At 44.9% G+C, this 17,688-nt stretch carries 18 protein-coding genes; 10 read left to right on the forward strand and 8 right to left on the reverse strand.

The annotated features are described in order from the left end of the window. Positions 1-184 precede the first annotated feature (184 nt). Positions 185-466 carry a hypothetical protein gene (locus AC58UU_RS19885; protein ID WP_497318463.1) on the reverse strand — a complete coding sequence of 94 codons (282 nt, stop codon included), beginning with the start codon at positions 464-466 and terminating at the stop codon, positions 185-187. Positions 467-635: 169 nt separating this feature from the next. After that, on the reverse strand, positions 636-1,634 hold the full coding sequence (locus AC58UU_RS19890; RefSeq protein WP_497318464.1) for an ABC transporter substrate-binding protein: 999 nt from the start codon (positions 1,632-1,634) through the stop codon (positions 636-638). A 180-nt stretch (positions 1,635-1,814) separates the two neighbouring features. Here AC58UU_RS19890 and AC58UU_RS19895 point away from each other — a divergent pair, with 180 nt between their 5' ends. The 3 genes from AC58UU_RS19895 to AC58UU_RS19905 are packed head-to-tail and all read left to right on the forward strand — an operon-like array spanning position 1,815 to position 4,738. Beyond that, on the forward strand, positions 1,815-2,846 hold the full coding sequence (locus AC58UU_RS19895) for a FecCD family ABC transporter permease (protein ID WP_497318465.1): 1,032 nt from the start codon (positions 1,815-1,817) through the stop codon (positions 2,844-2,846). Continuing rightward, a complete protein-coding gene (locus tag AC58UU_RS19900) occupies positions 2,843-3,892 on the forward strand; it encodes a FecCD family ABC transporter permease (RefSeq protein WP_497318466.1) in 1,050 nt (349 codons plus the stop codon). Before AC58UU_RS19895 ends, AC58UU_RS19900 begins: the two co-directional genes overlap by 4 nt. A gap of 33 nt (positions 3,893-3,925) precedes the next feature. Next, on the forward strand, positions 3,926-4,738 hold the full coding sequence (locus tag AC58UU_RS19905) for an ABC transporter ATP-binding protein (protein WP_171640950.1): 813 nt from the start codon (positions 3,926-3,928) through the stop codon (positions 4,736-4,738). A 56-nt stretch (positions 4,739-4,794) separates the two neighbouring features. On the opposite strand, the gene AC58UU_RS19910 is transcribed toward AC58UU_RS19905, so the two are convergent. Further along, on the reverse strand, positions 4,795-5,163 hold the full coding sequence (locus AC58UU_RS19910) for an O-methyltransferase (RefSeq protein WP_171640948.1): 369 nt from the start codon (positions 5,161-5,163) through the stop codon (positions 4,795-4,797). A gap of 283 nt (positions 5,164-5,446) precedes the next feature. Between AC58UU_RS19910 and AC58UU_RS19915 the strand changes: the two genes are divergently transcribed. After that, on the forward strand, positions 5,447-6,706 hold the full coding sequence (locus AC58UU_RS19915) for a methyl-accepting chemotaxis protein (RefSeq protein WP_171692795.1): 1,260 nt from the start codon (positions 5,447-5,449) through the stop codon (positions 6,704-6,706). 55 nt (positions 6,707-6,761) lie between these two features. On the opposite strand, the gene AC58UU_RS19920 is transcribed toward AC58UU_RS19915, so the two are convergent. Next, positions 6,762-8,570, reverse strand: a complete 1,809-nt coding sequence (locus AC58UU_RS19920) for a M3 family oligoendopeptidase (protein ID WP_497318467.1) — start codon at positions 8,568-8,570, stop codon at positions 6,762-6,764. Positions 8,571-8,726: 156 nt separating this feature from the next. On the opposite strand from AC58UU_RS19920, the gene AC58UU_RS19925 reads away from it, so the two are divergent. After that, entirely contained in the window at positions 8,727-8,891 is a 165-nt protein-coding gene (locus tag AC58UU_RS19925; protein ID WP_082562639.1) for a YycC family protein, read from the forward strand. Between the two features lie 3 nt (positions 8,892-8,894). Beyond that, a complete protein-coding gene (locus AC58UU_RS19930) occupies positions 8,895-9,128 on the forward strand; it encodes a hypothetical protein (RefSeq protein WP_497318468.1) in 234 nt (77 codons plus the stop codon). A gap of 322 nt (positions 9,129-9,450) precedes the next feature. Here AC58UU_RS19930 and AC58UU_RS19935 read toward each other — a convergent pair whose 3' ends face one another. Together AC58UU_RS19935 and AC58UU_RS19940 are read right to left on the reverse strand one after the other, a co-directional pair. Beyond that, a complete protein-coding gene (locus AC58UU_RS19935) occupies positions 9,451-10,155 on the reverse strand; it encodes a DUF2225 domain-containing protein (RefSeq protein ID WP_497318469.1) in 705 nt (234 codons plus the stop codon). Between the two features lie 42 nt (positions 10,156-10,197). Next, positions 10,198-10,590: a globin domain-containing protein gene (locus AC58UU_RS19940; protein ID WP_497318470.1), complete on the reverse strand. Its 393-nt coding sequence runs from the start codon at positions 10,588-10,590 to the stop codon at positions 10,198-10,200. 282 nt (positions 10,591-10,872) lie between these two features. Between AC58UU_RS19940 and ylbJ the strand changes: the two genes are divergently transcribed. The 4 genes from ylbJ to AC58UU_RS19960 all read left to right on the forward strand — a co-directional run bounded on the left by ylbJ (position 10,873) and on the right by AC58UU_RS19960 (position 16,339). Further along, positions 10,873-12,111 carry a sporulation integral membrane protein YlbJ gene (ylbJ, locus tag AC58UU_RS19945; RefSeq protein WP_497318471.1) on the forward strand — a complete coding sequence of 413 codons (1,239 nt, stop codon included), beginning with the start codon at positions 10,873-10,875 and terminating at the stop codon, positions 12,109-12,111. Then, on the forward strand, positions 12,086-14,713 hold the full coding sequence (glgP, locus tag AC58UU_RS19950) for an alpha-glucan family phosphorylase (protein WP_497318472.1): 2,628 nt from the start codon (positions 12,086-12,088) through the stop codon (positions 14,711-14,713). Before ylbJ ends, glgP begins: the two co-directional genes overlap by 26 nt. 127 nt (positions 14,714-14,840) lie before the next feature. Beyond that, a complete protein-coding gene (locus tag AC58UU_RS19955) occupies positions 14,841-15,515 on the forward strand; it encodes a flagellar brake protein (RefSeq protein WP_497318473.1) in 675 nt (224 codons plus the stop codon). Between the two features lie 11 nt (positions 15,516-15,526). After that, positions 15,527-16,339 (forward strand): NAD kinase, encoded by an 813-nt coding sequence (locus AC58UU_RS19960; RefSeq protein ID WP_497318474.1) that lies wholly within the window; start codon positions 15,527-15,529, stop codon positions 16,337-16,339. Between the two features lie 61 nt (positions 16,340-16,400). Here the strand turns inward: AC58UU_RS19960 and AC58UU_RS19965 are convergent, their stop codons facing one another. Both AC58UU_RS19965 and lipA read right to left on the reverse strand, forming a co-directional pair. After that, positions 16,401-16,718 (reverse strand): YutD family protein, encoded by a 318-nt coding sequence (locus AC58UU_RS19965; protein WP_307552890.1) that lies wholly within the window; start codon positions 16,716-16,718, stop codon positions 16,401-16,403. Positions 16,719-16,758: 40 nt separating this feature from the next. Then, positions 16,759-17,634, reverse strand: coding sequence for a lipoyl synthase (lipA, locus tag AC58UU_RS19970; protein WP_497318475.1), 876 nt, complete (start codon positions 17,632-17,634; stop codon positions 16,759-16,761). Positions 17,635-17,688: the final 54 nt, after the last annotated feature.

Consider the following 17,688-nt stretch of genomic DNA (forward strand, 5'->3'; position numbering starts at 1 on the left):
CCTATACTTACGTTTAATAAGGGCTTTCTTTTAAGTAGCAACCTACTTGCAAGAAAGCCCTTCTATTTTTATGCTAACGAATATATAAAGAAGGCCCATGCACAAGTGCATAGGCCTCTTACAGATCCGTTATGCGAGTTGTCGCATACGGTTCTTCCGAGCTTATCCCCTCGGGGGATGATGTTCATAGTAAAATAGCCGCAGCCGCATCGTCTATATCCCGAATCAGATCCTGTGGATCCACAAGGCCCACGTAAAGGCGGACAATGTGCCGCTCGGTATTTCCGCTCCGCAACACATTTACATTGACTAGACTTTCAAATCCGCCCCAGCTAACACCAATTTTGAAATACTGAAGCTTTGTCGCCCATGCCTTCAGCTTCTTACGACCACCACCATGCCCACTTTGTGCTTGTTGCAGTCTGCCTGCTACTTCCATTGGAATTAATCCAGTGGAAGTAGCCATTTGGCGACCTAAAAGTCAATTCCTGATTATTTCCAATAGAAGCACGAATTTCGAAGCCTGAGAGCAGATTCCATTGGAAAAATCCAATGAAAGTATGCATTTCGTTCTGTTAATATTACTTAAGGGACTGTCCTCAAGTATTATCTACTTTTAGGACAGCCCCTTATGTTTAAGGCTTCACTTGATATAGGTTATACAAATCATCCAGCATAATGTTAGCCGCTTTGACACCGCCGGCTGTATTCCAAGTCGCATCATTCACTTTGATTAGCTTATTTTCTTTTACCACTTTAAGATTTTTCCAGAGCGGGTCATTCATCCATTCCTGCTCTTGCTTAGTCCCTTTGCCATCACCGGTCTCATAGGTAAAATAAAACACTTTATCCGCAGCATCAAGCTCCGTTAGACGCTCCTTGGTAATGTCTTCGAACGATTTCTCATCACTCTTAGCATCCGAACGAACCATACCGATTTGTTTAAAAATAACACCTGTGAACATATTGCCGTAATAGTATCTGGTTTTGCCACCCATAAAACGAACGACAGCCACTTTTTCTTTTAGCTTATCGCCTGCTTTGCTTTTGAAATCCTCAATGCGTTTATCAAAAGCTGCGATGATTTTATCGCCTTCGGCTTTCTTATTTAACGTATCGGCATATAAGCTGAAGTTACTTTTCCACTCACCGCGCAGTGTCTCCGAGTAGACCGTTGGAGCAATGGCTTTTAATTGATCATAGACTTTCTCATGACGCATCTTATTGCCAATAATTAAATCGGGTTTAAGCGATGCAATCAACTCCAAATTCGGCTGTGATTCACCACCGACTGTCGTCACACCCTGCATATCAGCTTTAATATGATCAAACCATGGGTTTCCATAATACGACTCAACCGCACCAACCGGTTTAATGCCTAACGCGAGAAGTGCTTCCGTTCCTTCATTGGTCAAAATGACAACACGCTTAGGATTCGCCGGTACAGCCGTTTCTCCCATGGCATGTTTAATGGTTCGAGGACTATCCGCCTTCGCTGATTCTTGAGGTGCTGCAGATGCCGTAGGCTGTGAACTTGGCTTATCTCCACAAGCCGTCAAAACAACGGACAAAACAAACATAAGTGCAATAAGAGCCCAAGCTCTTCCTTGTTGACGATTTCTTTTTCCAAACATATAAATGAGTTCCCTCCATGCAGTCAATTGATGATAACGATTATCATTATCTATCACATAGTACTAAATGTATCACCTGCCTGTCAATGTATATTGATAATGATTATCATATTCGTTGACTTCGCTAGTCAGACTCATTAAAATAAATGAAGCAGCATTTAAGGAAGCAGGCACTCATTCATGAACCATTCAAGCTATTCAAGCAAAGAACGTCTCCACCATTTCTATAAAAGTATTGGATTGCTCGCAGCTTGCTGCTTGCTGGCTGCAATGATGCTCAGCAGCGTCATGTTCGGACTACATACGTATTCATGGGATCAAATTATGACCTCCTTTGCGCAAGCAGCCAAACCAACAAACGAGGCTATCATCATCCAAACCGTACGCATCCCAAGAGCCTTAATTGCCGCACTAGTAGGAGGAAGCTTGGCTGTTGCAGGCGCTCTTATGCAAGCTATTACACGGAATCCGCTGGCTTCTCCAAGTATGTTCGGCATTAATTCAGGCGCTGCCTTTGCCATTGTGTTATCCGTTGGATTTTTTAATGTTTCCAGCCTTACACAGTTTACATGGATTGCATTTCTCGGTGCTGCATTCAGCTCTGCTCTTGTCTATGGACTGGGTTCCTTAGGACGCGATGGCTTAACACCTATGAAAATTACACTCGCGGGCTCAGCAATGACGGCATTTTTCGCTTCGCTAACCCAAGGCATTTTGCTAGGAAACGGTAAAGCGTTTGATCAGGTCTTATACTGGCTTGTCGGATCTGTCGAAGGACGGACTATGGCCATGCTCCAATCCGTTTACCCTTATATCCTAATCGCTTGGATTGGCGCTATATTCTTATCTCCGCACATCAACATATTATCCATGGGGAATGATGTAGCCAAAGGGCTTGGACAACGCACTGTATACGTGAAATTCATTGCCGCTGTTATGATTGTCATTCTTGCCGGAGGCTCTGTCGCTGTTGCGGGTCCAATTGTTTTCGTAGGGATTATCATTCCACATATCGTTCGCTTTCTTGTTGGAATCGATTATCGCTGGGTCATTCCGTATTGTGCGGTTCTAGGCGGTATTCTTTTAGTTGGAGCTGACATTATAGCTCGTTTCATTGTTATGCCTAAGGAAGTTCATGTCGGTGTAGCGACAGCCATTCTCGGAGTACCCTTTTTCATCTATATCGCTCGTAAAGGGGGACTTCTGAAATGAGTGATTCCCATCGTTATGTCACCATACGAAACAAAGGCTTCTCTTATCTAATCAGTAAGAAATCTCTGATTGTTTCTCTTTTCCTGCTCCTTGCCGTCACCATCGTGATGATTCTGAGTACAGGAATAGGAAGCATTTATATCAAACCTGCTGAAGTCGTTCGCGCTGTCTTTGGTTACGGGACTGATCCAAACACGATGATCGTCAGGACTTTGCGTCTACCTAGAGTCATTGTTGCTGTCTTAATTGGTTCATCGCTTGGTGTAGCTGGAGCCATTCTGCAAGGCATTGTACGAAATCCGCTAACCTCACCGGATACGATTGGCACAACGGGTGGAGCTACGCTAGGAGCTGTTTCATTTTTCTTTTTTTTCTCGGATAAAATCAGTATTCACTGGCTGCCAGTTGCAGCTATTATTGGCGCTTTCGCCGCTACCTTACTGGTCTATTCACTCTCATGGAAAAATGGGATCACGCCTCTGCGGCTTGTCCTCATTGGTACGGGATTTACAGCTGCGATGAGCGCACTCTCCTATCTCATGCTGCTTTCCGGACCGATTATTCTGGCTAATCAATCTTTGACTTTTATGACTGGCAGTATTTACGGAGTTTCCTGGAAAAAAGCGGTTTACCCGCTCTTACCATGGGTCTCACTCTTAATTCCCATCATCTTCTTGTATGCGCGGCACATTACCATACAGTCTTTAGGTGAAGATATCGCCCGTAGTGTTGGAAGCAACGTCCAACGTCAGCGCTTCCTATTGATCATACTTAGCGTTGCACTATCAGGGGCTGCAGTCGCCTTCGGTGGTGCGATCAATTTCATTGGTCTCATGGCTCCGCACATTTCCCGTAAGCTAGTAGGTCCAAGCTTCGGCGCGCTTATCCCTGTGTCAGCGTTGACAGGTTCCCTGCTTTTGCTGTTAGCTGATTTAGCAGGACGCTTCTTATTCAAACCGCTCGATATTCCGGCAGGTGTTTTCACAGCAGCTATCGGCGCCCCTATCTTCATCTATGTGCTATATCGCAGTAGAAATCGCGGTTAACAACAGCGGTTTTACTTAAAGGAGAATAGACCTATGCCCACCCTGGAAAAAGCACTAGAAGCACAATCGCTTCAGTTAACATATGGAGAGACGACGATCTTCCACAGCTTGAATTTACAAATACCTAAAGGCAAAATTACCGTATTTATTGGCAGCAATGGCTGTGGGAAATCAACACTTCTACGTTCCCTTGCTAGACTGCTGAAGCCGAAATCAGGCGCAATCCTACTGGATAGCACGGAAATCGCCAAACTCTCCACAAAAGAGGTAGCCCGGAAAATGGCTATCCTCCCACAAGGACCCTCCGCGCCCGAAGGGCTCACTGTACGACAGCTCGTGAAGCAAGGACGCTACCCTTATCAAAGTTGGCTGCAGCAGTGGTCGTCGGAAGATGAGAGCAAAGTGATGCATGCCCTCCAGCTTACGAATATGCTTACCTACGCGGATCGCAGTGTGGATTCCTTATCTGGCGGGCAGCGCCAAAGAGCTTGGATCGCCATGACACTGGCTCAGGACACCCCTACACTGCTCCTCGATGAGCCCACTACCTATCTGGACTTAACCCATCAGATTGAGGTGCTGGATTTACTCTTCGAGCTGAATGAGAACGAACAACGCACGATCGTGATGGTGCTGCATGACATCAATCTGGCCTGCCGATATGCCCATCACATCGTAGCCATTAAAGATAGTTCTGTGTATGCAGAGGGTAAACCAGAAGACATCGTGAACGAGCAACTGCTACTAGATGTGTTCGATATGAAATGCAGCGTTGCGCCTGACCCTATCTTCCGCACACCCATGTGTATCCCTTACGGAAAGGGCCGCATTCTTCCCCATAAATAATGAACAACCCCGGTCATCTACGTGACCGGGGTTGTTTGCGATAAAAGGTATAAGTGCTAAATCGTTCTTGCAAAATTAGCCATATTGTAATTACTTTCGAACATTATACTTGCAGACACCAGGTTTTGCCTAATTGTGAAATCGAACAAAATTTCACCATGGGTCCAGCTTTTCTTCCGTTTCAAGGATTCAATAGCCATCTGCCGAAAGGATTGATACTGCTGCTCCGTCAAACCTTTGGTCGTGGTTGCAGGCAATACACCGTCTTTACTCTCAAATGGAAGGTGCTTAATGCCAAATTTACCAATTTCATTGTTGCGAATGTGAACAAAAACAGTACCGGAATTCACATGAGATAATTCTTCTTTGATCTTTCTAAACACCAAATCGATTTGTCTAGCGAGTGGCATTTGATCCAAATTCATTACTTTCCTCCTTAAGTTTTATTTTTTTACTTATTATGTAATTTATGCGACTGTAGACCCATTATACTCACACCATTTACATAATTCAACAGTTTATTTACATTATTCACACAATTCTTACTATTTTTTATGTAACGTTAATATTATTCCCATTTCAGTTGTAAGAAACGAACGATATTTGTCGAAATGATGTAGAATATTTCCAGATTCAATGTTATAATTTGCAAACACACATCATGGATTCCAACACAAATAAACAAATTTCGCAGAGGAGTCGGTCGGATTGGATAAAGTATCATCCTTATCGTTCAGAAAGAAACTACAACTTGGTTGTTATGCACTTATTGGTTTGAATTCACTCTTCATGCTGATTGTTACATTTGCTTCAGATTGGAATCGCTTACTTGGCATCATATTCCTACTTATTATTCTTGGAGGCAGCTACCCGTTCATTCGATGGTTCGAGAATCAGCTAACGGAACCGATTGCCGATTTATCCCGAATAGCGCTCAACATTTCCAAAGGGGACTTCTCTCAAAAAGTAACCGTAACTTCAGATGATACACTTGGACAGCTTGGCCAATCTTTTAACAAAATGATAGATAAACTACGCGAAATTCTTCGCGATACAGGAACAATTTCGAAGCAGGTTTTTCAGACAAGCCGCGATATTTATGTTAAAAATGAAAGCTTCCGTACAGTCCTAGAACAAGTGAGTATTTCGGCCCATGAGCTGGCCTCGGGTGCCGGGCAAATTTCAGAAGAAGTTTCTGGTGTTTCGATCACCTCCAAAGACATTGAAGTCAGAATCGTCAATTATGCCGGTTCTGCGAAAGAAATGAAAGATCGCTCGGATCAGATGATGACCCTTGTAGAAAAAGGACGCACGTCCGTTGAAAGTCAAGGCATCGGTATGAAACGAAATGTAGAAGTTACACAGCAGGTGTCTGATACAATCGACATGCTGGCTCGTCAAGCCGAAGGCATCAGCAGCGTAACTCGTTCCATTTCCGAGATTGCTGAGCAAACGAACCTCTTGTCCCTCAACGCTTCCATCGAAGCTGCTAGGGCTGGCGAACATGGTCGTGGCTTTGCAGTCGTCGCTCAGGAAGTACGCAAGCTTGCTGAAGAGTCAACCTCTCTTACACGTGAAGTATTCGGTTTCGTGAAAAGCATCGAGCAAGGCATTCAAGAAGCCATTCGCAGCATTCAAGTGAACGAAGATGTCGTAAAGAAACAAACCGTGTTAATCGAGCAAACCGAAATTGTTTTCGCTGAGATCGTCGGAAGCGTAGGCTTTATTTCGGAAGAAATTACCCGCTTCGCGGAAGAAAGCGAGCAAATGCTGACAAGCTCCGAACAGATCGCTGCAGCGATGGAGAACATATCGGCGATCACGGAGGAATCAGCGGCTGGTACGCAAGAAGTTTCTGCTTCTATGAATGAGCAGATCGCTACGGTACAAGGGATCGTGACACAAGCCGAAGAGATGACGCGTGTAGTCACACAATTACAACAGACGATTCAGATTTTCAAACTATAAGCTTTATTGCACAAAAAAGGCTTTCCCACTTCGATCGCGGGAAAGCCTTTTTAACTTAAACTTGTACTTTAGTTTCTGTCAGTTCCATGAACTGCTTCACATCTTGAGCCGCCATATCGACTGCACTTTGCCAGAAATCCGGCTCTGTCAGATCAACGCCGAGATGCTTCTGAGCAAGCTCCTCCACGTTCATGCTGCCCGTGTCTCTAAGCAAAGAGATATACTTATCTTCGAAGGCTGCACCTTCCTGCACCGCTCTCGCATAAATACCTGCACTAAACAGGTAACCGAACGTGTAAGGGAAATTATAGAAGGGCACATCCGTCGCATAGAAATGCAGCTTAGCCGCCCAGAAATGCGGGTGATAGCTGCTTAAAGCATCTTTGTAAGCAAGCTTCTGAGCATCCACCATGAGCTCATTCAAACGCTCAACGCTAACTAAACCTTGACTTCGTGCTTCGTAAAAGTTCGTCTCGAAGATAAATCTCGCATGGATATTCATGAAGAAAGCGATCGCGCGCTGGATTTTATCCTCGAGTAAAATGATGCGTTCTTCATCTGTAGAGGCACTCTTCACAACTGCGTCCGCTACAATCATTTCAGCGAAGGTAGAGGCTGTCTCAGCGACGTTCATCGCGTACTCCTGTGCTAACGCAGGCATATCCGTCATGACATGCTGATGGTAGCCATGACCTAGCTCATGAGCTAGTGTAGAAACATTGTTTAGCGTTCCGCCATAGGTCATGAAGATACGCGTCTCGCCCGCTATCGGGAAAGAAGTACAGAAGCCCCCAGGTCGCTTCCCTGCTCGATCCTCAGCTTCGATCCAGCGCTTCTCAAAGGCTTCTTCCGAGAAGGCTGCCAGCTTCGGACTGAACTGTTTAAATTGGTCGATAATTAGACTAGCACCATCGTCATAAGAAATTTTCTTCGAGGAATCGCCCAGTGGCGCATCCACGTCAACCCAAGCCAACTTATCAACGCCAAGCAGTTTCGCTTTACGGTTCAAATACGCAACGAAAATATCTTTGTTCCGGTCGATCACTTCCCACATGACATTCAACGTTTTCTCTTCCATACGATTGATAGCAAGCGGCTCTTTATGTATGTTTTTCCAACCTCTGTATTTATAAACCTGAAGACGGAAACCTGCCAGATGGTTTAATGCTTCGGCACAATATTCCTCTTTATCCGTCCATGCTTGTTCCCATTTTTCAAACAGATCCAGTCGTTCTTCACGATTCTCTGTATGCAGTTTATTAAACGCTTGACCAGCGGATAGCTCCACCTGTTCACCGTCAACTTCCACAGGCATACGGAATTGACCAACGGTCGTATTGTACAGATCTCCCCACCCATGATAGCCATCTACGGCCAAATCATTAATTAAGGCTTCCTGCTCAGGCGGCAACTTCTCTTGGGCTAAGGCACGTCGCTCATGGAGCGGAAAAGCAATGGCTTTGAACGGCTCTTTCTGCAGTAGAGCTGACCATACATCATCTGGGATCCCCGTCAGAACTTGATCAAAATGTGTGAGCGAAGACAAATGCTCTGCAAACAAGCTTTTGACTTGTCCGCTAAGTACAGGCGCTTTCTTATCCTTCTGATTATCCGCTAACAAGCAGCCAACAAAAGAATCCGCCTCATGGATATGCTTCAAATTATGCTGAAACAGTTCTATCAGTCTTTCTAGCGAAGCTGTATCTTCTGCCTGTTGTGGTGAAGGGGTATTTCGAACTTGTTCTTGAAAAGCAGCAATCGATGCTTGAAGCTCTTTCAGATGAGCTGCGAATGCAGGAGACTCACTTCCCCCAGGAAAAAAATTTTCTAAATTCCATGTTTGATTAAGAGGTAAATTAAGCAAAGCTATCACCTTCCCTTTCCATCTTTTATTAAATCATAAACACCACCTGATCGCCAATAATACTCATCTTGCTCATTGCTTCTAGGTAAAAAGTATGATTCAATTATAGGTAGTTCCCACACCATATATTCGGAACAGGATGGGTGATTTCAAATTATGAAACCGTTACAAATTTCTCCAGAAACGGCCGTTAAGCTAGCTGAACAACTTAAGGTGCCTTTAGAACATCTCATGCATATGCCACAACATATTTTACTGCAAAAATTAGCGGAGCTCGCTAAAGCTTCCTCTACGGAAAATAGCGATCCAGAATCGAAGTAAGCTTTGATCCCTTTCGCTAATACTTGGCCTTATGACATTATTATGAAGGACATTTATGTGGCCCAATGTCCCTTTTGCCATAGCCCCAATGTGCTGCTGCCGTTGAAAGTACACGAACTGACATCCATTCACGAAGGTAAAAAAAAGCTGCTTGTGTTTCCTTGCTGCCATAATAAGTTGACGCTCGTCGACACAGATCGCGATTATTTATTGGCGGACACCGCAATACGCAAATGAATCGTAGCTTCCAAGCGCAAGGAGTAGAAAGAGTCCGTAGGAATGAGTACCTCGTTCCTTTGACAAGCGCATGTACGTTAGTTACGTTAAATTACATGGCAATGAAAGTTCGCAGCAAGATGCTTATCGATTCTTACGAGCACTTGCTTGCACCATTGCTCGCGTTTAGATGTAGGTTTTATCGCCAATACGAAAGCGGTTTTCGGGAACCGAAAACTTATACTTTCTTATGTGGTCAAAAAATGAACGCTTAACTTTTCAAGGGATTGAAATCAACCCCAAGATTAGATAAGCGTTCATTTGATTAATACGGCAATATTCATTATGTAGCTTGTTTCATTTCATCTGGCAGCTCCATACGAATAGCAAGCATATCTTCGCGGGTTGCTATCCATTGTTCACGACTTGCTCTAATCATACCAGCATCCATAATCTTACGGTCATTAATAATGCGTGAAAACCATTTGACTGCCTCATTGAAGCGGCTTAATCTGCGATTGAGCTCTCCTATTAAGTACATGAGTCGTGCATTATTGAGATCCAAACCTTCTGTTTCATACACACTGACATATGCGTCCAAGGCAAACGTTAGGAAACGCTCCTCCTGTTCCCAATCTCCTTTGGAACGATACAACCAAGCCAAATGGTGTAGAAGACCTGCTATAACACGCGATTTCTCATCTCTAATCTGCGCACTAAGAAGGGCCAACTTGTAACTCAGAAGCGTATCTTCCCAGGTTCTTTCTCCGCAATAATTGCGCATTGACCAGTTTTGAGCCACTCTCTCGTAAAAGACTTCCCTCTGCGCCGGTTTCCATTTATCCGAAAAATTTTCCGTATGGGCATATCCGCAAAACGGACAGACCCTCACGACATAAAAGTCGGGGTTGATGTCTTTATAATGAACACAGAAATCCGTATCAGTTTTGCTAGCTTTCTTGAAGCTCGGGCGAACCTTCATCGTTTTGTAAGAATTCTCGCAATATGTACACTTCACTGAAATTTCATATAAAGGTTCGACCATCATTGAAACCCCGCCTTCACTAATGTTGTATGTAGGAAAGAAGAACTACTCTTCTTCAGATGTGTTTATAAAATGATAGGCAGAGCCTTTAAGACGTTCAAATAAAAAATCCCGCAAATCAGCCGGTAGTCCCACTTCCACCATTGCTTCCGACATACAGCTTAACCAGGCATCTGCACGTTCTACTGTAATCGGAAATGCCATATGTCTACCTCTCATCATCGGATGTCCATGTGTATCTGAATACAAAGTTGGACCACCAAAAAACTGACTTAAAAACATGAACTGTTTATCTATAACTGGTCCTATATCGGAAGGGAACAGAGGCGATAGTAGTGGATTCTGCTGAACTTTTGGATAAAAGGCTTCCACGAGTCGGCGTACCGTCTCCGCTCCCCCCATCAATTCGTACAACGTGCTGCGATCACTTTCTGACATTAGGGTAAACCTCGCTATTCATAATCACTTTTAATAGTTTTCTAAATCCTCATCCCCTGCATGCATGAGCGTTTCTCGAATGACAAATACGAACATACATACAACCAAACCAGCAATGACACCTGTCATTTGAATCACTCCCGCTGCCTAGGATATAAGACTTTACTAGTTCTATTTTACCATAAAACCAGGCCATGAACAGTACCAAAGCCTAAGTATTTTGGGACGGCATGTATGTCCCATCCTGTTCATATAGTTGAGTAGGAGGAGGTATCCAATCTCATGCGGAAACGAAATTTCACGGCTGCGTTACTCATGGCTTTTGTTGTTGTTGCCATTATTCTATGCTTACTTGCGTTCCCTCATGACGGTCTTCAAGCAGCCTTGCGCGGCGTTTCCATTTGGTGGGATGTGCTCTTTCCCGCACTTTTCCCTTTCTTCGTCATATCCGAAATTATGCTTGGCTTCGGTATCGTTCATTTCTTCGGAATGCTGCTCGATCCGATGATGCGTCCCGTCTTCCGTATCCCTGGCATCGGTGGCTTCGTAATGGCCATGGGCTTCGCTGCAGGTTACCCAGTCGGAGCTAAGTTAACCTCCCAGCTGTGGGAGCAGAAGCTTGTCAACCGGGAGGAAGGTGAACGACTCGTTGCGTTCACAACAAGCTCCGATCCGATTTTCTTAATCGGAGCCGTTTCGATAGGCTTCTTTCACGATGCTTCTTTGGCAATGATCTTGGCTGTTGCTCATTACGGAGGCTCCGTGTTTATAGGTTTAATGATGCGATTTCACGGCAGGAAGAGCCTGCCTACAGTGCAGGAGACTAAGAGCAAAGGCGGGGTCTGGAAGCGTGCTTTTGAAGCGATGCACAGCGCTCGAATCAACGACGGCAGATCCATAGGCACACTACTGAGTCAATCCATCCTACAGTCGCTCAGCTTGATTTTCGTAGTAGGTGGATTAGTTGTCTTCTTCTCTGTTGTTTTAGAAGTCTTAACAGCAGCTAAAGTCATGAATGTGATCTACCTGCTCATAACCTCCATCCTGCAAATCACAGGACTCCCCCATGAGTTATCACAAGCAGTAATGAATGGTTTGTTTGAGGTGACACTCGGGGCAAAGGCTGCTGGGAATGCTCCCGCGTCACTCGCGCTCTCGAGCAAAGTAGCTATCGGCGCTTTCATTTTGTCATGGGGCGGCATGTCCGTTCATGCTCAAATTGTTAGCCTATTAAGCCATACGAATCTGCGTTATTTGCCATTTGTCACCGCTCGCTTCATCCATGCCTTGCTCTCAGCTGCTATTGTTCTCGTTTTTTGGGAGCCTATGCAAATTTTTCGTGAAACCAAATCCGTTTTCTTACCTCAATATGATTCGACTTCTCCTGTTCTTAGCTATTTAAGGCTTATGCTGCCAATTAGCGGAACGGTCTTCCTTGGTGCTTTTTCTGTCATTGTTGGACTCTTTGCTGCATATTCCTTACTTAAACTGGTGTATGAAAAGGTTGGTGGAACAAGATAATATGGGTAACCACGATCATGATGATAAAGGGAGAGAACATCCAGATATGCAAGCAGCCTTCCCCCAAGGAGCGAAACATTTGCCTACAACGATTGAGCGTTTAACTGAGCTATCATTTAACTTATGGTTCAGTTGGAACCATGACGCCTTGCAGCTTTTTGCACAAATGGATCCTGCAAAATGGGATCAATGCGGCCATAATCCTGTTCGTTTACTTCACCTGTTAGACAATTCACAGATCGAGGCCCTTAGCGGAAATCAAGATTTTGTAGCAAATTATCAACAAGTAATTGCTAAATTCGATGCTTATATGAACGGCACCACTTGGTTTCAGGAGAAGCATCCGGACCAGGGTCATGTACAAATTGCTTACTTCTCCGCGGAGTTCGGCTTTCATGAATCATTGCCGATTTATTCAGGAGGACTGGGAATCTTAGCTGGTGACCATGCGAAATCTGCAAGTGATTTGGGTATCCCTTTGATCGGTGTTGGACTTCTTTATAAAAAAGGCTATTTCACGCAGAAAATTGATGCCTCCGGTGGTCAACAAAGTGAACTATATCCGTATGACTTCACCAAGCTTCCAATCGAACCTGTCCTTCAAAATGGCCAGCAGCTAGTCGTTTCCATTGATATGCCTGGTCGCGCCATCACCCTACAGGTTTGGCGTGTACGTGTCGGTCGTAATTCGATCTTTTTGCTGGATGCCGATCATGAAGCCAACAATTCAGCGGACAAAGAACTGACCGCTCAGCTGTATGGGGGCAATCAAGATACGCGGATTGCTCAGGAAATGGTTCTTGGCATTGGAGGCGTTAAGGCGCTTCGGCTGCTTAACATCTACCCTAACGTGTATCATATCAACGAAGGGCATGCGGCTTTCCTCACGCTGGAGCGACTGAAGGAGCTTCTGCATCTAGGTCTTCCCTTTCATGTGGCGGTTGAAACCGTTCGCTCAGCCACTGTATTTACTACCCATACGCCTGTACCTGCGGGGCATGACACATTCTCCATCGAGATGGTGGAACACTATCTCGGGCCTCTCCTGAGTGAGCTGTCACGGCACAAACAGGACATTGTAGCACTAGGGCTCGATCACCATACGGGTCAATTCAATATGACCCATTTGGCTATGAATACAGCCGGACTGCGCAATGGGGTCAGTAAGCTGCACGGTCAAGTATCCCGAGAAATGTTCAAAGAATTTCACGGTCACATCGATGCGAGCGAAGTTCCCATTAGCTCTATTACGAATGGTGTCCATCTGGATACATGGACAGCGCCGCAATGGAAAGAACTGCTTGATCGTTTCCTACCCGGTTCATGGCGGGAAGAACAAGCCAATAAGCATCAGTGGGCGCAAATCGAGGTCATTCCAGACGAATCCATCTGGAAAGTACATCAACAACTGAAAGAAGATTTAGTTCGTTACGCCAGACGAAATTTGTTCGAGCAGCGCAAGCGCAACGGAGAATCAGAAGAGCGGATCGAGGAAGTCAGACAGTATTTGAATCCCAAGGCATTAACCATTGGATTTGCCAGAAGGTTTGCGACCTACAAGCGAGCAAATCTCATTTTTAATGATTTGTACCGGCTTAAGAAGATAATCAACGATCCCGAGAGACCCGTACAATTTATTTTTGCTGGTAAGGCTCACCCTGCAGATTACCCAGGTCAAGAGCTTATCCGTGAAATTTACCGCGTTTCGCAAATGAAAGAATTCGTCGGAAAAATCGTTATTCTCGAAAACTATGACATGAATATGGCCCGTTACCTCGTACAAGGGGTAGACGTATGGTTAAATAACCCCCGTAGACCTCTTGAGGCCAGTGGAACGAGCGGTCAAAAGGCCGCCATGAACGGGGTACTTAATTTTAGTGTACTCGATGGCTGGTGGGAGGAAGGTTACAACGGTGCGAACGGCTGGGCTATCGGTTCCACAGGAGCGGCTGACTGGGCTGCACAAGAGAAAGAAAATACACAAGCCATCTATCACATTCTAGAGAAAGAAATTATTCCACTGTACTACAATCAAGGAGCACTCCCGCATCAATGGATCAGCCGCATGAAGCGTTCTATTCAATCGCTAAGCCCGGTCTATAACACGCATCGCATGGTGCAAGACTACACAGAGCTCACCTATTTGCCGACGGCTCAGCGAGCCCGACTCTTTGTTTCTAATCACTATGATGTTGCAACTAAGGTTGCCGATTACAAACAGTTCATCCGTTCAAACTGGTATCACGTCAAAATCATTGGCATCGATGACCGCTCAGCCAAATTATCGACGGAAGTGCCGTTAAATGAGATAAAACCATCAACGAAGGAAATTACGACACAAGTTCACTTCGGCCCCATTTGGCCGCAAGATACGGCAGTAGAAGTCATTTATTACGAGGAAAATGGCGAAACATGGGAGCAAAAAATTATTCCAATGGAACCTATTGGCGAACTAATTGAACAGATGCAGAGCTATAAAGCGACCATTCCATCCCATCTCATTCATGGGCCTCACTTCTCTATTCGCGTGCGCCCCATCTCATCTAACTTCGCTCATTCCTTTGAACTTTCCTTAGTCACCAGTACATTATCATGGCAGTAAATACGTGAATTCCTGGATAAAGCCCCGTTTGGGGCTTTTCTTATTTTCTTTTATAAATTATTATGAATAGAGAACTTACGGTATGTGCATGCGTTCATGAATGCAAATCTAACCACTTGGTGATGCTATGGATTGGAATAAGGCACTGGAATTGGCATATATCGCACCGAATACGGATTGTCATTTGATCATTGTCGGAGAATGTAAAGATGGGCAGCCTTTTTGCTATGAAGAAAATTTCTCCATTGATAAAATAGGTGAAGCTTCATTCACCGTTTGTTTAGAGCTATCCGGAATTTTTCCATTCGACAAATTAGAGCATATTTCTTTCATTGAGTTTTCTTTTAAAGACCGTGGAATTTTATATTACGCCTATGTCGATTTAATTCAACTTGAATTAAAGAAGACGATATGTTACCTTTCGCTATCCATTCCCGAAGAGATTCATCATCATCAGAACAGAAGGTATAGCCGAGCTAAGCTCTCCCTTCGAACACCGATCACTCTGCGCATTGTTGGCATTCGCGGCTTATCCGCAAGCAAGGGAGTCGCCTTTTCCGGACAACTGCTTGATATTAGCGCGAGCGGTCTTTCTTTCGTTACGACGAATCGGCTTTTCTTTCCCTTATTTCTGGAATTCAGTTTCATTCTCCCCGGGTATCCCCATCCTATTACCGCCTATGGTGAAGTTATTAGGGTGACGAATTTCAGTAATGATTCTTATCGGGTTGCCGCCGAATTCCGACATACACCTGAATCAATGCTTCAGGACATTGATAAATATTGCTCGATAACTTCTTAGGAGGAAACTAATTGAAATACAACGTCATTGAACGAGGCGATGACATTTCCAAGGGGCTGACAGAGCGGTTCCACAAACTCGCCGCACAGCAAGGCATGCCGAGGGATGAAGAAAATCCGGACATTGTCCTTTCTATTGGCGGAGATGGCACGATGCTGCAAGCTTTTCATAAATATGTGCAGCAGCTTGATCACATCGCTTTCGTTGGTATCCATACAGGTCACTTAGGTTTCTTCGCAGATTGGAAACCAGATGAGCTGGATCATCTAGCTTCATTGATGTTCAGCGTATCCACCCCTGAGGAGCTGCGTGTTGTGCAGTACCCCGTCGTAGAGATTGAAATTACGACAGAAAAGGGCTCAGAGACTCATCTAGCGCTCAACGAATTTACAATACGAGGAATCGAAGTATCACTAGTCGCTCGACTTCACGTTAACGACGAAATGTTCGAAATGTTCCGCGGTGACGGAATCTGCATCTCCTCGCCTGCCGGCAGCACTGCTTACAACAAAAGCTTAGGCGGAGCAATGGTCCACCCTTCGCTCGAAGCGATTCAAATTGCAGAGATTGCTTCGATTAACAATAGGGTCTACCGAACACTCGGTTCCTCCATGATTTTACCGAAGCATCATCACTGTGACATTTATCCCAAGGCGCAGCAAAATATGCTTTTATCACTTGATCACTTATACTTGCAGCGAGACGACGTTGTTTCTATCCGCTGCCGTGTAGCAGCCAACGTGAAAGTTAAGTTTGCTAGGTTCCGTCCATTTCCTTTCTGGAATAGAGTTCGGGAAGCTTTTGTTGGGTTAGAAGTGAAATAAGCAGTAAAAAGACGCCCCTCACTCCATTGGAGAATGAGAGGCGTCTTTTGGTTTAACTACATTAAGGAGTAGTTGTAATCACTTCAGAAGGCACTTGCTGCTTTGTTCCATTCACTTTTTCGATAATGAAATACGCGCAGCCGAAGTTGCAGTACTCATTCAAGTAATCTTGAAGAGCGGCGATGGATGATTCCTTTGTCGCTTTAGGGTGGATTTCTTTAAAAAATCCTCTCAGCCTTAACTGGCTGTAACCCCAATCGCCGACAATATAATCGTATCGCTCCAACACTTCGCTAAAACGTTCTTTAAAAACTTCAAAATTCCAGCCATTCTTATGGTCTGTGACGAGCTCGTATGTTTTATTTGCAATATGAATCATGATGGTAGGAAGCTCTCCTTTCTATGATCCGTTCGTTAATTTAAACGTTTGATGCGGCTTGAACCTGTTCATGGGCATGGTACGAGCTGCGTACCAATGGTCCCGACTCAACGTGCTTAAAGCCACGCTTCATGCCCTCTTCTTTGAGCATAGCAAACTGCTCAGGCGTATAATACTTGGCTACAGCCAAATGCGTTGTAGACGGCTGCAGGTACTGCCCAATCGTCATAATGTCGCAGCCAACTGTGCGTAAATCCTCCATCGTTTGAAGCAGCTCGTCCCACTCCTCGCCTACGCCAATCATGACGCTGGATTTGGTTGGGATGTTCGGAGCAATACGCTTCGAACGCTCCAGCAGTTCTAGAGAACGGCGATATTTCGCCTTCGAGCGAACACGGTCTGACATGCGCTCAACAGTCTCCATATTATGGTTCAAGATATCAGGCTTAGCCTCAAGAACCGTAGCCAGCGACTCTTCCCGGCCCAAGAAATCAGGGATCAGCACTTCGACTGTGCACATTGGCAATTTGCGGCGTATCGCTTTGATGGTCTCAGCAAATATCATCGCGCCGCCATCTGCTAAATCATCTCGCGCTACGGAAGTGACGACACAGTGACGCAGTCCCATTTGTAAAGCGGCATCAGCTACACGTTCTGGCTCTTCAAGATCCAGCTCGGTAGGCAGCCCTGTTTTGACTGCACAGAATCGGCATGCTCGGGTACAAATATCGCCCAGAATCATAAAAGTGGCTGTACGATTGGCCCAGCACTCATGAATGTTTGGGCATTTGGCTTCTTCGCAAACCGTATGCAGCGTCTTGGAACGCATCATTGACTTTATTTCTTTAAAATTCTCATCTGTCTTGAGATTGATTTTTAACCAGTCTGGTTTTCTCTCTAATGGCTTTGGAGGCACTATAAATCCCGCCTTTTATTTGGTTTCTCGTTCTTGTTATTATAACATGAATGA

It is taken from the genome of Paenibacillus sp. JT22N1, from assembly GCF_059692155.1.

Coding starts and splice junctions, on each gene's coding strand:
- ylbJ (WP_497318471.1), top strand. CDS start 10,873: ATGCGGAAACGAAATTTCACGGCTGCGTTACTCATGGCTTTTGTTGTT.
- AC58UU_RS19900 (WP_497318466.1), top strand. CDS start 2,843: ATGAGTGATTCCCATCGTTATGTCACCATACGAAACAAAGGCTTCTCT.
- AC58UU_RS19910 (WP_171640948.1), bottom strand. CDS start 5,163: ATGAATTTGGATCAAATGCCACTCGCTAGACAAATCGATTTGGTGTTT.
- AC58UU_RS19940 (WP_497318470.1), bottom strand. CDS start 10,590: ATGTCAGAAAGTGATCGCAGCACGTTGTACGAATTGATGGGGGGAGCG.
- AC58UU_RS19935 (WP_497318469.1), bottom strand. CDS start 10,155: ATGATGGTCGAACCTTTATATGAAATTTCAGTGAAGTGTACATATTGC.
- AC58UU_RS19965 (WP_307552890.1), bottom strand. CDS start 16,718: ATGATTCATATTGCAAATAAAACATACGAGCTCGTCACAGACCATAAG.
- AC58UU_RS19895 (WP_497318465.1), top strand. CDS start 1,815: ATGAACCATTCAAGCTATTCAAGCAAAGAACGTCTCCACCATTTCTAT.
- AC58UU_RS19905 (WP_171640950.1), top strand. CDS start 3,926: ATGCCCACCCTGGAAAAAGCACTAGAAGCACAATCGCTTCAGTTAACA.
- glgP (WP_497318472.1), top strand. CDS start 12,086: ATGAAAAGGTTGGTGGAACAAGATAATATGGGTAACCACGATCATGAT.
- AC58UU_RS19925 (WP_082562639.1), top strand. CDS start 8,727: ATGAAACCGTTACAAATTTCTCCAGAAACGGCCGTTAAGCTAGCTGAA.
- AC58UU_RS19890 (WP_497318464.1), bottom strand. CDS start 1,634: ATGTTTGGAAAAAGAAATCGTCAACAAGGAAGAGCTTGGGCTCTTATT.
- AC58UU_RS19885 (WP_497318463.1), bottom strand. CDS start 466: ATGGCTACTTCCACTGGATTAATTCCAATGGAAGTAGCAGGCAGACTG.
- AC58UU_RS19955 (WP_497318473.1), top strand. CDS start 14,841: ATGGATTGGAATAAGGCACTGGAATTGGCATATATCGCACCGAATACG.